We start from the raw sequence: 14,471 nt of genomic DNA, 5'->3' as shown, positions 1-14,471 counted from the left end.
TGGCGTTTAACCATGTTCTGAACCATTGATCGTTGCAAAAAAAGCTTCAAACTCTGCGGCAATCTCTGCTTGGCCGACTACTTTTAATGTATTCAATGCCCAACGAACTTTTTTTTCGCCAGCGATATTGTTTCCTTGACAGATAGCTAATAATCCACTGTAATAGATAAAAACGATTCGAAAAAAACTGTTTGTATATTCTTTACTTAGTTGCTCCAACCAATCTAACGCTTGTGAAATTACAGCCCACTCTTGCTTACGGAATAAGGTTGGCAAGATATTTGCCAGTAAAGAAGCATAAACTGGAATTGCTCGGTCATATGCTTGGTAGTTAGGCAAGGATTTTAATAATTGCTTAAAAAAGAAAATCTGTTGTTCTTGGTGAAACATATCAGCATTGTTACTAAACAAGATAATTTCCTGCAGCGTCCAACTTTGCACATTCATCAAGTAGTGGCTGATGATCTGGATATCTTCTGCATTCCCTTGCCAATGTTCAAAATTTTTGTAGGTTTCAAAATAGCTGAAGGACTGAATTCTTAAACGTAGTTCTGCCTGACGAACAAAGGTCAGTGGCGTAGAAGCAGTCTGGAGCAATGTTTGGTACATGTTTTCTAGTGTTTTAATATCATGGCGGTTGGCGGCCTGGGAAAAGTTGTTGATATAATCACTTTCTTCCTCTAAACGATACTCATTATGAATATAAAAAAATTCATCGATATCTACCATTAAACGATCCAAAATCTGCATAAATAAAAAAAGGGAGATATCGTGCTTTCCTTGTTCAAATTCAATGGCATAAGATTTTGTAATGATTTCGGCATAAACTTCTTTTTGACTGTAGCCTTTATTTAAACGGATTTTTCTGACAGTGAGCCCATAATTTTTCATCTGTTCACTACCTCCTAGAACTAGTTTAGCGTGTTTTTTTGTCTGATTCAAAAGGTTACACTTATTAGGTCTTATATAGCAGACTAAAATGACCAAAGATAGAAAAAACAGTTATTATCTAAACAGCGGAGATGAATTGCTATTGAAATAGGCGAATCATTTGTTTACTGTAAAGATAGAAACTATACTAAAAGAAAATAAACCTAAGGGCGTGGAGAAGATGCAAGAATTATTTGATAGAAAAGTAAAACTAGTTCCAGCAATTGTTTCGTTAGTATTATTAGGCGGTGCGTTTTACTCCTTGTTGCATACAGCATTTATATTGAATTTTTGTATTATTTTAGTTGCAGGATTAATCGGCATGTACTTGATGTATGGTGTGGAAGGCATAAAAAAACTGTATTCTCCGCTGAAAAAAGGCTCAGTCAAAATTATCCTGATTGCTTATGTTTTAAGTTGGGTAACCGCTCTTTTAGCGAAATTTTTAGCAGGGATTATTGGTCAACCAACTGCTGATAACCCAATCGTAAGTCAATTCAGTCATGGATTAGTACCGGCGCTGACATTGCTAGGAAAAACACTATTTATGCTTGCCGGAGAAGAAATCATTACGACAATTCCGTTGATTTTATTGGTTCATGTAGCGTTACGTTATAAAATTGAACGAAAAACAGCAATCATTGGTTCCGTTATTTTAACCAGTCTTATGTTTGGTTCATTACACTTATCGACTTACGATTGGAATTGGTTCCAGTGCTTGGTCGTGATCGGTTTGACGAGAATCCCATTTACGTGGGCAACGTTAAAAACAAATTCAATCTGGGCTGGTACGATCATTCATATCGCATTTGACTGGCTGATTTTTATTGGTGTGATGCTTTCTACTTTAGCGCACTAAAACAGTAATCGATAACATCTTTTTCTGATATTTTAAATGCCTTGTTAGAGCTATACCATTATATTGGTATAGCTCTAACATTTTTTTTCTGTGCGTGCAAATCATAACCCTTTTCTAGAAGAAGTGAGTATTTGATTAGAAAAAAAATCGTATCATTTGCGCAAAATATTCTATGCTCTTATAGTTGATAGTGTACCAATTAGTGAAAATAATAGACGAAAGGATGAGAATTATGGAAAAGAATACGAGAAAAAAGGTTTTGTATCGTACCTAACAACGCAGGATGAAGCAGGGGTAAATATCTCTTGGGGGGCAATTATAGCGGGATTGGTTTCCTTCTTTGCGATTTTCTTTACCTTGAGTTTAATTGGTTCGGCTATTGGTTTTGGGATCGTTAAACCAACATCGGATAATCCGTTGGACGGTGTGGGAATGGGACTTATTATTTGGACAGTGGTAACATTTGTTCTTTCATTATTTTGTAGTGGATTTATTGCAGGAGTAGCAGCACGCAGAGTGGGCTTAGTTCATGGTTTTCTAACTTGGGCAACCAGTGTCTTGGTATTGTTGGCTATCCTTTCTTATACAGCAATCGGCGCATTTTCAGCGATCGGTTCGTTATTTGGGAATATCGCTTCAGCGACTGGCAGCACTGTGGAAACAGTAGCATCTGGTACATCTGATGCGATCAACAAAGGGTTTGATAAAGTCACCGACGGAGTTCGATCAGTAGACACTACAGAGCTTCAAGGACAAGTCAAAAAAGTGTTATCTGACACTGATGTGAAAGAATTACAACCTGACTATTTAACAGATCAAATGAAAGAAGCGACGGATGAAATTACGAATGCTGGAAAAGAAATCGTTAAAAATCCTGATAACTCAGATAAAATATTCAAAGATACTGCAGATTCCTTAGAAGCAAAAGCAAAAAAAATCGGTGATTCAATCGATCGTCCAGCAATTGCCAATGCAGTAGCAAAAAATACTGATTTATCACAAGAAGAAGCACAACAAGCAACAGATAATATCTATAATGAATTACAAAAAGCTTCAAAAGAAACACAAACACAAATCGAAAAAGCAAAAACAAGTCTTGAAGATGCAAAAGAAGACTTGGATAAAAATATTAAAGAAGCTAGACAAGCAGCAGAAGATGCTTCAAATACCGTATCTAAAGCTTCTATCTGGGGATTTATTGCTATGATTCTTGGTATGATCATTACCTCTTTAGCAGGTTTATGGGGTGCTAATTTAGTGAAAGATCCTGTGACTGAAAGTAAATTGTAAGAGAACGCTGTAGTGGGTTAGTTCAAAAAGATTGGAACACAAGCGTCCAGCTCCTAGAAATAAACTACTTTTGCTCCTAGCATTTATGCAAATTTTATGTGATTGAGAGATGACTCGAAGAGTTATCTCTCAATCACTTTTTTTATCATTTTTTAACTGATACGTTAGAAAACAATAAATCGTTTTAAGCAAGATTCTTTCTCCAAGATTTCCAACCTTTAACAATCCCTAAAAAAACTTCAAAACCTTATATTTTCTTCTCATTTTTTGGTATGATGAACCTATCTAAAAAAAGCGAGGAAAAAAACATGAGTGAATCACAAATAACTAAAAAAGCCATCTCAGCTGCATTGATCGAACTGTGCGACAAAAAGTTATTCAGTAAAATCAGTGTTCAAGACATCACCAAAGAAGTTGGCCTTAATCGCCAAACATTCTATTATCACTTTACCGACAAACAAGATCTTTTGCGCTGGATTTACACACACGATGCATTGATTTATCTAGACTCACCAGATGTTAGTATTGATAATTGGGAAGAACAAGCGTTAAAAATGCTAAAAGCGATCCAGTCTAAAAGTGATTTCTACTACAATACAGTCAGTTCAGATTCAGATATTTTAAGAAACTGTTTTTCAGCGATCACCAATAAACTATTTATCAATTTATTTGATCAAATGGATAAAGAAAATCAGCTGCTTCCAGAAGACAAAGTATTTTACGCTCGTTTTTTTTCATATGGTTGTAGCGGTGTCTTGATTGATTGGATTCTCGGTGGCTATAAAGAATCACCACTAGAAATCGCCACACAGTTATTCCGATTAGCCAAAGACACTGAGTTTTTCTCTTATCGTCTCTATGCCCAAGAAAACGAACTATTATGACAAATTGTCCATAGTGTCTAAAAAGAAGACGGAATGGAAAGGCTATCACAAGACATTTGCATGGAATCATTGTACGCTAGGTTCATAAATTGAATCGGGGGGATTTTCATGAAAAAAAGACATATTGGATTAGCCGCAGCAGGTGCATTAGGTGCCGCTTATCTTGCTAAAAAAGTATCCGCTGAAAAGAAAGTAGAAAAAGTTGCCGAAATCGAAGAAGAAATCAATAGCCGTTATTACGGAGACAAACAAGTTTACCTAATCGGCGGTGGGATTGCCACAATGGCAGCCGCAGCCTACTTGATTCGAGATGCGAATTTTAGTGGAAAAAACATCCATGTGATCGAAGGTATGAAAATTCTTGGCGGAAGCAATGACGGAATTGGTACAAATGAAAAAGGCTTCGTTGCTCGTGGCGGCCGGATGCTAAATGAAGAAACCTATGAAAACTTCTGGGAATTATTTAGTAGTATTCCATCATTAGAATGGCCAGATCACAGTGTGACAGAAGAAATCTTGAATTTTGATCACTTACATCCTACTCATGCACAGGCACGTTTAGTGACAAAAAAACAAGAAATCCTTGATGCTCATACAATGGGCTTCGATAATGAGGACCGCTTAGCGATGACAAAATTATTAGCTGCCTCAGAAGAAAGCTTAGATGGTGTGACGATCGAAGAATGGTTCGGTCCTCATTTCTTTGAAACGAATTTCTGGTATATGTGGCAAACAACATTTGCTTTCCAAAAATGGAGTAGTGCTTTTGAGTTACGCCGTTATATGAATCGGATGATTTTGGAATTTTCTCGTATCGATACATTAGAAGGGGTCACTCGCACACCATTAAACCAATACGATAGCGTGATTTTACCGTTGAAAGCTTTTTTAGAAAAACATGGTGTTGACTTCACCTTAAATGAAGACGTAGTAGATCTAGAATTTAAATCAGGTTCTGAAATTACGGTCACTGCGTTAAAACTCGGAAATGGGGAAACCATTGAGCTAAACGAAGAGGACATCGTCATCATGACCAATGGCACGATGACGGACAGTTCTACAGAAGGCAATTGGAGCACTCCTGCACCAGGTGTCACAGAAGAATCACGCTCTGCTCGTCTATGGCGTAATATTGCCAAGAAAAAAGCAGGATTAGGCAATCCTGAACCATTCTTTGGCAATGAAGCGCAAACCAACTGGGAAAGCTTTACTGTAACGTGCCGTGGCGATAAATTATTAAAACGAATCGAAGAGTTCTCTGGAAATATTCCTGGATCAGGTGCTTTGATGACCTTAAAAGATTCAAGCTGGCTAATGAGTACGGTAGTGGCAGCACAACCGCATTTTAAAAATCAAGATCCTGATACAACGATTTTCTGGGGTTACGGTATTTATACCGATAAAGTTGGCGATTACGTGAAAAAACCAATGCGTGATTGTACAGGGGAAGAAATTTTGTACGAATGGATTTGCCAAATGGGCTGGCAAGCGGATTGGGATGAAATCATTAAAGATGTTGTGAATGTGATTCCAGCATATATGCCTTACATTGATGCGCAGTTCCAACCTCGTAAAATGACGGACCGTCCTCAAGTGGTTCCAGAAGGCAGTACGAACTTTGCGATGGTCAGTCAATTTGTTGAAATACCAAAAGATATGGTTTTCACGGAAGAATATTCAGTTCGGGCTGCAAGAATCGCCGTCTATACATTGTTTGAGATTGATAAGGAAATTATTCCTGTCACTCCATACAATCGAGATCCAAAAGTATTAGCTAAAGCTGCTCAAACTATGTTTAGATAGATACAAGGTTAAAAATAGTTACAATTACCAACATAAAAAGAATGAAATAAAACTAAGAATTAGTTTTATTTCATTCTTTTTATGTTTTTTTTGAAATGTAAATGATGCGAAAAAAGAAAGGTGCAGGCTTGTTTTTACTTTTTTTTGATAATTAATTTCCTAAAAAAAAATAAAAAATCACTGGTAACATCATGCATAATAGCTTTTGTTGCAAAAACATTTCTAATTCTACGATAAAAAAAGAAATATAAGAAATAAATAAAGAGGAAAAAGGGATATTATTTGTTAAAAAGGACGTTTTGTTATTAATCAAAAAAAAATTTCGTTTAGGAGGTAATAATGAGAGCTTTTTTAGATGAAAATTATGATAAACAATTAAAAATTTTAAGTTATATAGATCAGAAAAAAAAGTTGGTAAGTATCAAACAAATTTCTGTGAATACAAATATTTCTGAAAAGACTGTGCTCCAAATAATTAGAAAATTTGAGCAGGAATCTTTTTTTTCAAACCATCAATTAGAAATCACTTATGCAAATAAATCAATAAAAGGAATTTCGGGAGAAAACCTAGACTTGATGACAATTGCTACAGAATATTTAAAAAAATCCGTTCTTTATAAAATGATTCGAAACATTTTCTTATATGAAAAAGTTGATGTAAAGAAATTTTGTGAGTTAGAGTACATCAGCGCACCAACATTTTCGAGATATCGCCAAAGATTGTCAGTAATTTTAACTAGTTTTGACTTGAAGTTGACGCGTGATAATCAGATTTACGGCGATGAATTAAAAATTAGAAACTTCTATTTCTTGTTTTTTTCTTATGGATCAAGTGAATGGCCCTTTAGTCAGCACGAATATCACGAAATTGAAACATATATTTATAATTCTGTTGAAAAGTGGCATAACCTAAATAGAATTCGGCAACAAAAGATTTGCTTGCTTGTTTTTATCAGTAATATTCGTTCTTCCCAAAAACATTATTTTACCAATGAGACTTTAATAAAGCTGGCTAAGCGAGATAAGTTTGAATATAAACGAGTGGTACTTGATTATTTTCAATTTAAAAAAAATAAAACAATAGATCAAGCTTGGCAAGAATTAAGTGCCATCCAACTATTTATGTATAAAGAAAATTTGGTTGAAGAAGAACTTGACTATGAAAGTTATGAATCTTATTTCAATGAGCAGAATTTTCCTTTTATCAAACAAAGTAACTTATTAACGGATAGAATCATTCAAGATTTTTTCAGAGGAACTAAAGGAGCAACTGCCAAACATTTTTTGCGGATTCGTCAAGAAATAGATAAAATGCATCTGGTGTTTTCAACTTGCTATGTTGATTTGAGCATATTTTACTATGTATATGACCCAACTAATTTCTATTATCGTGATGCTGCTGAGCAAGAAATTGTTAAGAAAATCGAAAAAATCGTGGACGAATTAACAACATCCACGATTTATAAAGTTTGGTGGGAACAATTAAATATTGAGAAAAAAGCCTTTATTAATTCACTTTATCTGCTTGTGTATACACTATTGAATGAACTTCATGAATATCGATATGCTCCTGTAAAAGTTATGGTGCAAAATTCAAAAGTGTTTATTGAAAATATTCTTATGAACAAGCTGGACTTGATTTTTGGCGATAGGATTCAGCTAGTAGCAAGTTTTCGCGACGAGCCAGAAATTTTGATTACGGATGTTTATTTGCCTGGTACACCAGAACAAACCAAAACCATCTTTGCTACGTCGTTTTCAGATTTTGCAGATATCAATAATGCGGTCAATGAAATCAAAAAGGCAACGCTTAAAAATTTCGAACAACGGGAAATTGTCAAACACTTGGAAGGGATTCACCAACAATCATATGGAGAACGTAGCGTCATGTAGCTTAGCTTGGACAAAGCGTGATAATAAATGCCAAGTTTCAGAATTGTATGGTTCGGCGAAATAAAAGAAGTTTTGATTTGGGATGCTTCCTTCATAAGCGTCAGAAATCACAATGTCAGCTTGCTGAATATCACTTGTAAATTGAATAACAGCTGTGCCGAAAATAGTTAACAAGCTATTTTTTATTTCTTCAACAGTATAAAAATTTTTTGAATATTGACAGAAAATAACCAATGGCGTTATTTTCCTAGAATGATCAATAACATAATAGAGCAAGTTAACCATGTGTGTGATAAAACCTGCTGCCACATTTTTTTTTATATAGGGGTCTTTTTTAAAAAAATCGCGTACGAGTTTAGTTAGTTCCTTTTCAATATTGGTAAAGTTATGTTCATCTGTATTTAAAAAAGATAAACGTTCTGGCGTTTCTAAAAACGGCTTATAGTCATTTCCAATATATTCGATATAAAGTAGAGCAGACATTACAAGATAAAAGGCAATAAGATAGTTCTCTTGACTCATGGCCAGATTGTAATTTGAGTTTACTAAGCTTAATAAATGCTGGCAACTTTTTGTCAAAGGTAGCTGAGAATCGAGAAACCTTTGGGCAGTTTTCCTCTTTATTTCCTTCGTATCAATATCAGCGATAAAAAATCTAGCAAGAAAACCAAAAAATTTTTGCTCACTATTTATTTCGTCAGCTGTCAGTGTACCATTTAAATCTATCGTAAATAATGTAGGATTTTCTGCATCTAGAATCTCTAAATAAGACATGAGCTCTTTATCAAGACTCACTTTTTTTTGTAGGTACAGAGTTCTCCAGTACGTTATATTTTGGAAATAGCCTAATCTAGCCAATTGCGAAGGGGCTAAAGTTGTGTTGATTGGGATCGGCAACGTACTAAAATAGTCCGGAGATTTAGCAAAGGGCCAAGTAATCCCTCGTAAGGAATTCCAATAAGAATAGAAGAGGAAAAAGCGAATATTCTCTTCTGTACCAGATAAATTACTATCTTTTTTTGAGCTATTGCTAAAAGCAAATTTAAGATTAAAGTACGCTAGTTTAGTATTTAATTGTTTTAAACTTCTGTAAGTATAAGACGGGCTTAAATTAATATGTTGGGCAAGAGCTTCCAAAGAAGAATGCTTTTTCTGTGTAGCAGCTACAAGAATCAAATACTCAGGAGCAAGATTAATGTAACTAAACCCTAACGTATCAATAACATAAGCGGTATTTAAATCATCTGGTAGTGAGATGAAAAAAGTTGTCAGCTTTTGTTCAATGTTAATTGGTGTTTCTGGAAACACATGAAGTAAATCTTGATTTATTTGTTGGATATAACGATAGAAATTACTTTTAGAGTCATTACTACCAGCTATAAGAGTTTGAATGCTGATGCCGTTTTGACTTAGTAATATTTTTTTGAATAATTCAAATTTTTTTGCGTCATTTCTTTTCATAAATGTATTTCTCATAGTGGTCTGCATCCTTTTGATTCAAAATCTATCATTTCATTTTATAGTGAAAAATATACCATAAAAAAGAAAAAATGTTAAAAAAAAACTGTTGGAAAAGAAAAAATTTCAGAAATAACCTAAAAAACAGGAGGATTTGTAAATCAAATCCCAAAATAGTATATATAATTAAATTGAATTGAAATTTAAAATATATATATATATTTATTTTAAGAAAGAAAGGAAAATAGTATGTATAACATAGGTATCGTACCAGAAAACAATCAAATAGGAGATACATATTCAAAAGAATTAAATAAACTAACCTATCAATTACATTCATTATCAAGCGATGACATTATCAATGAGGCACCTAAAATGGATGCGTTAATTATTGAAGAAACGGCAACACACGGCTTAAAGAATACGTGTGAATTAATTTTAGAACTTAGAAGAGATTTTGATGTGTTGATCTGGATTGTTTCTAAAAATCTGACGAAGACAAGTAAAATTATTTATTTACAATTAGGAGCAGATGGTGTCGTTGATAAAGACTGCGATCAAGAAGAATCCATCTTACAACTTTCAAATATATTGAATCGAGTTAAAAAGATACCTAATTCACAAAAAAAAGAAATAAGCTATCAGAAAGAAGCACAGGTTACAAGTAACTTAGAACTGATTCCTAATAATTTGAGTGTCTTGGTTGAAGAAAAAGAAGTTAGTTTGACACGCTTAGAGTTTCAAACAATTTCCTATTTATTTGATAACCTTGGGACCGCTGTAACGTATGAAGAGATTTATACAAATGTTTGGAAAGAGGAGTTTGAAGATAGCGATTCAGGGAATAAGCAATATCGTGTTAGTAACTTAATATTCCACTTACGTAAAAAATTGGAGGAAAACCCAACTCAACCTAAATATATTAAAACTGTCCGTTCTAAAGGTTATATGATCGTTGCGTAAAAATCCCCTAAATAGCCTGTGGTCATGGCGATTCAATGTATGAAGACAGCATAATTGAATGACGGTGGCTATCGTTTTGATAAGAAGCAGATTTCTTTTTTTAAACTGATAATTTGGGTAACAACGTACGTTATGATAAGTAGCTGGGAAATTGAAGTAATAAAAAACCAGCTAATCAGTTAAGAAAAATAGAAATCAACACCTTTGACCAAAGGATTAAAAAATTAAGGAAGGAGGGAAACATCGAAAAGTAAAATAACACTTGATCGACTATTTCTTGGTTTCTCTTTTTCAAACTAAAACTGGAATAACTACTCAATTGAGGCGTTATTCCAGTTTATGCAAGGAAAGTTGAAATAAATCTGCATTTTTTTAAAATGCATAAAGAATAATGAAAGAAAGGAGGAGAAAATGAAAAAAAGAAAAATTCAACTACCCATTATTTTACTTTTATCATTCTTTTTTATAGTTGGAGCGGTTTTATGGGGAAATCAGGTTTCAGCAGCATTACCAAGTGATGTAGCAAATGCTAATTTTGACTGGCGCAAGCTTGATAAAGATGCACAAGGCAACGACAACATTGATTTATCAACCTTTACAAAAGTCGATAAGAATACACCTGTCAAATTGACAGGAGGAGCTTTTGAAAAAAGCCGCAGACGCTACTATCTGTTTTTCGGTCATGTTGGGGCTGGCTCTAATCCGGTTAAATACGATCTTGACACGAAAAGTTTCAACGTAGCCGGCAATATGTTGGCAACCTTGGGACCAAGTCAAGAATTACCTATTTTGGGTCCTGTAATGATCGGTGTGAAAGAAGAAGCGGGTACTGGTAAACAGCAGGTTTTTGGCTATGATTACAATTATGCGAATAACTCTGTTGGTAGTAGTGGGAGCAACTTTGACATCGGGGATGCACAGTACAATGCGTTGTCTAGTTCATGGCAAGTGACCAGAAGTGGTTACACATCAAACTCCATGATAAGTAATCAAAGAAGAGATAATTATATTTTAGAGCAATACGTGAAAGCAAATGAAATCGTCTCTTATGGCTACTACGGACGTGGTACTGGTGATAATGGGTCCACAGATATGAAATATCTGCCTGTCAGAGTTCATGGTTATGTCGATAACTTTGAAGAAGGACGAATTCGCTATGATGTCAGTTTTTATAATGATAGTGGGGTCACTACAAATTATGCAATGACACATGGCTCTCATATGGACGTTGGTGGGAATCATACAAGCTCCAGATTATACTCTAATAACCAATTTGGTCTTTACTTTGATGAACCGACATCAACACTTGCGGATAAAATAGCAGCACGTATCTACTTTTATACCACTTTAGGATATGGGACGAATCCTGGACCAAATGATTTTAAAGTTGGGGATTTATATGATAGTAGCTTGACGCTCTATAGAATAAGTAATTGGAATGCTATCCACATGAGTAAGTGGGGCGAGTGGGGAACTGGAACCACGTTTTACCCAACGGCTATAACGGGAAAGAACAATGCGTATGAAGCATGGGATCCAGTGATGCCACAAGGCTACTATTATAACTTAAAACATCCTGTGTTTGCCTTAAGATGGCCAGTGCTAACAGTTATGCCAGGGCAAGTCGGCATGGGCGCATTAGATATGTCTATTGAAGAGCCAGCAGATATTAAGCCATTTACCACAAAAAAATATGAAAATGCAACGGGTGTAAATCCAGCTAAAAATTTAGTCGGTGATATCCTTGATTTTGAAGTTACAGCTTTAAATAAAGGATTATTATCTTCGTGGAACCAAGTCACTTTAGAAGACAATTTGCCGCCAGAATTAGAGCTGGATACAGAATCACTGACACTTATTGATACTCTAGGAGTAGAAACAAAACTTAACCCTACTGTATATGATAAAGCAACCCATACAATTAAGGTAGGAACATATAATATTCCGATTAACACAGGTGTTACGATAAAGTATAAAGCGAAGATTATCTCAGGTGCCAATACCACAACAATCAATCGATTTAAAGCATATAATGCTGCCGATGAAAAAGATGATACCTCTGTTGAGATCCCGATTGGGTCAGAACCTGCAAAACCAGAAGCAATTAAAACGTATACGAATGATACTTCTGATGATGCAAATAATCGAGTGGAAGATACCTTGTCATTCGAACTGACAGCTAGTAATACTGGTGGTAGTGTCTGGGAAGGGGTTACCTGGAAAGATACGTACCCAAAAGAGCTAGAACTTGATAAGTTTTCATTTGAATTAGTAGGTGCAGATGGTGTTGCGACACACGTTGTACCAACATTTACAGAAGACCCTCATACATTTGAAATTAAAGAGTTAGATGCGTTAGACGTTGCACCAGGCAAACAAATTAAAGTCCGATACAAGGCGAAAATTATTGGTGGGGCAAATACAACCATCATTAATAAATTTGAAGCAAACAATCAACACAATCAAAAAGCAGAAGCGCAAGTTGAAATCGATGTGTTACCAAAAAAGGTTCTTGAAAAAGAACTACTTGTGGAATTTTTAGATAAAGATGGTAACAAGCGTCATGAACCGATCAGCATAACTGCAAAGGTTGGCGAATTCGTGAAGTTGAAAGACATTGCTGAAACAGCAAATTCTGACCTCTATAATGCACTGAAAATGGTGGAAAGCGAGGGGTATGAACTAGTTACTCGACCACTCAATGAAGCCTCAGTTGAAATCATAGATGGAGATAACCGGGTACAATACATCTTTGATGGGAAGCTGATCTTTGTCTCTGCCCCACCTAAAATTGATTTTGGCGTGAGATCAGGTGCAAATTTAGATGAATTAACTCTTGAAAAACCAGCGTATGATAAAACTCAACCTTTGAAAGTTCGCGATAATCGAGCAGGTAATCGTGAATGGGCGTTAACGGTGAAGTTGACAACACCATTTACTACAGCAGATACAAACTCTGTTTTACCAGTTGCTTTAAGTTACAAACGCGATACAACGGAAGATGTTCTAACAGCTGCAGGCGATGCGGCATTGATTACACAGCAGTCAGGTATTCAAGGTATGGACTATGATATCAGTAAACAAGAGTGGGAAGATAAAAATAATGGCTTTAAGTTTAAACTTGAAAAAGGTCAAACTAAAAAGATGGAAGAGTATACGGCAACACTGCTGTATACGTTGAGTGAGACCAAGTGATACTAGAGGAGAAAAAACATGAAAAATAATAAAAAGTTGTCTGTCTTGATATTCTCTGTTGTCATTTGGCTCCTACTTTCAATTAGCCCCATCTCTTGTGTGCACGCTGAGGAAGAAACAATCGGTGGTGCAGTTCAAACAAACGGGGAAATTACGTTTTTTGACGAAGCGACACTGTCATCCACGACAGAATCAAGTAAACCGTCAGACTCTTCAGATGAACCGCTATCAGAGCCCAAGCCTAAAGGCAGATTTCCCTCTACAGGGGAACTTGTGAAAGCGAGTGTCTCTATTAGTGGCATCGTCCTAATTGTGATCTTAGCCTGTGTTTATCTTTGGAAGCAGAAAAAAAGAAAACAAGCGGGAGGGAGTAAGCAATGAAAATCACGAAAACAACGTCGATAATTGCTGGAATCCTGCTTACGACTCTGTTCTTGATTGATGCAAACAGCTCGACTGTTTACGCAGATGATCGTGTACAAAGTGGGGGACATATTTCGTTTGTTGGGGAATACGATAAAGGGGTCCGAGATCCTGAATATCCAAATAATATTGTTGATCCAGGACCAAGCCCTAGCACGAAAGGCCCATTGCGGCTTGATTTTGTACCACAATTGAATTTTCATCGAAATAAAATAGCTGGCAAAGATATGGTTTATCCAGTCAATGCCCAATTATTCCATGATGAAACTGACGCAAGAGGAAATTTTGTACAAGTATCAGATAATCGAGGCGCGGCTCTCGGCTGGACATTACAGCTGAGACAAGAAGCGCAATTTAATAATATGGAATCAAATCATCAACTAAAAGGTGCATTTCTCTCTTTGGATAAGTCATGGGCTAATTCTAATCAAACACAAGCGAAGGCACCAATCGTTTCTAAAGATGTGATTCTGATGGATCATATTGGTGAAACATACAATTTAGCTGATGCTAAGTCCGGAGCAGGAGAGGGAAGCTGGCTGATTTCATTTGGAGCATCAATAACTAATCCAAATGGAGATGAAAGTACGCTAACGCCAAAAGTGGATACAGAGAATAAGCCAATTCTTGATCCAGCATTTGAAAACAAACAAATGGTGGAAAATAATGCGATTACGTTGTCTATCCCTGGTGCAACGAAAAAAGAATCCGGAACTTACACTACGGTGTTAACTTGGCTATTAGCCGAGTTGCCATAAATCAAACACACACTA

The 14,471-nt window shown here is 35.6% G+C and carries 11 protein-coding genes; 9 read left to right on the top strand and 2 right to left on the bottom strand.

Annotated features, from left to right (window positions below; genetic code table 11):
• Window positions 1–6 precede the first annotated feature (6 nt).
• A complete protein-coding gene (locus tag RV15_RS00590; protein WP_071876116.1) occupies window positions 7–891 on the bottom strand; it encodes a helix-turn-helix domain-containing protein in 885 nt (294 codons plus the stop codon).
• Window positions 892–1,111: 220 nt separating this feature from the next.
• Between RV15_RS00590 and RV15_RS00585 the strand changes: the two genes are divergently transcribed.
• From RV15_RS00585 to RV15_RS00565, 5 genes are all read left to right on the top strand, one after another.
• Entirely contained in the window at window positions 1,112–1,789 is a 678-nt protein-coding gene (locus RV15_RS00585; protein WP_071876115.1) for a CPBP family intramembrane glutamic endopeptidase, read from the top strand.
• A 300-nt stretch (window positions 1,790–2,089) separates the two neighbouring features.
• Window positions 2,090–3,079 carry a TIGR04086 family membrane protein gene (locus tag RV15_RS00580; RefSeq protein ID WP_245791178.1) on the top strand — a complete coding sequence of 330 codons (990 nt, stop codon included), beginning with the start codon at window positions 2,090–2,092 and terminating at the stop codon, window positions 3,077–3,079.
• Window positions 3,080–3,387: 308 nt separating this feature from the next.
• Entirely contained in the window at window positions 3,388–3,963 is a 576-nt protein-coding gene (locus RV15_RS00575) for a TetR/AcrR family transcriptional regulator (protein WP_071876114.1), read from the top strand.
• A 108-nt stretch (window positions 3,964–4,071) separates the two neighbouring features.
• Window positions 4,072–5,766, top strand: coding sequence for an oleate hydratase (locus tag RV15_RS00570; protein WP_071876113.1), 1,695 nt, complete (start codon window positions 4,072–4,074; stop codon window positions 5,764–5,766).
• Between the two features lie 339 nt (window positions 5,767–6,105).
• Window positions 6,106–7,659 carry a helix-turn-helix domain-containing protein gene (locus RV15_RS00565; protein WP_071876112.1) on the top strand — a complete coding sequence of 518 codons (1,554 nt, stop codon included), beginning with the start codon at window positions 6,106–6,108 and terminating at the stop codon, window positions 7,657–7,659.
• Here the strand turns inward: RV15_RS00565 and RV15_RS00560 are convergent.
• Entirely contained in the window at window positions 7,633–9,120 is a 1,488-nt protein-coding gene (locus RV15_RS00560) for a helix-turn-helix domain-containing protein (RefSeq protein ID WP_245791166.1), read from the bottom strand. The two genes, RV15_RS00565 and RV15_RS00560, sit on opposite strands and share 27 nt — an antisense overlap.
• Window positions 9,121–9,366: 246 nt before the next feature.
• On the opposite strand from RV15_RS00560, the gene RV15_RS00555 reads away from it, so the two are divergent.
• From RV15_RS00555 to RV15_RS00540, 4 genes are all read left to right on the top strand, one after another.
• Window positions 9,367–10,080, top strand: a complete 714-nt coding sequence (locus RV15_RS00555; RefSeq protein WP_071876110.1) for a winged helix-turn-helix domain-containing protein — start codon at window positions 9,367–9,369, stop codon at window positions 10,078–10,080.
• A 411-nt stretch (window positions 10,081–10,491) separates the two neighbouring features.
• Window positions 10,492–13,275, top strand: a complete 2,784-nt coding sequence (locus tag RV15_RS00550; protein WP_071876109.1) for an isopeptide-forming domain-containing fimbrial protein — start codon at window positions 10,492–10,494, stop codon at window positions 13,273–13,275.
• A gap of 18 nt (window positions 13,276–13,293) precedes the next feature.
• Window positions 13,294–13,656: an EF2685/EF0750 family sortase-dependent surface protein gene (locus RV15_RS00545; RefSeq protein ID WP_071876108.1), complete on the top strand. Its 363-nt coding sequence runs from the start codon at window positions 13,294–13,296 to the stop codon at window positions 13,654–13,656.
• On the top strand, window positions 13,653–14,456 hold the full coding sequence (locus RV15_RS00540; RefSeq protein WP_071876107.1) for a WxL domain-containing protein: 804 nt from the start codon (window positions 13,653–13,655) through the stop codon (window positions 14,454–14,456). The genes RV15_RS00545 and RV15_RS00540 overlap by 4 nt, the downstream gene beginning before the upstream one ends.
• The last annotated feature ends 15 nt before the right edge of the window (window positions 14,457–14,471 follow it).

The organism is Enterococcus silesiacus (assembly GCF_001886225.1).
Lineage (GTDB): Bacteria > Bacillota > Bacilli > Lactobacillales > Enterococcaceae > Enterococcus_L > Enterococcus_L silesiacus.
This window is presented reverse-complemented; position numbering and strand designations above follow the sequence as displayed.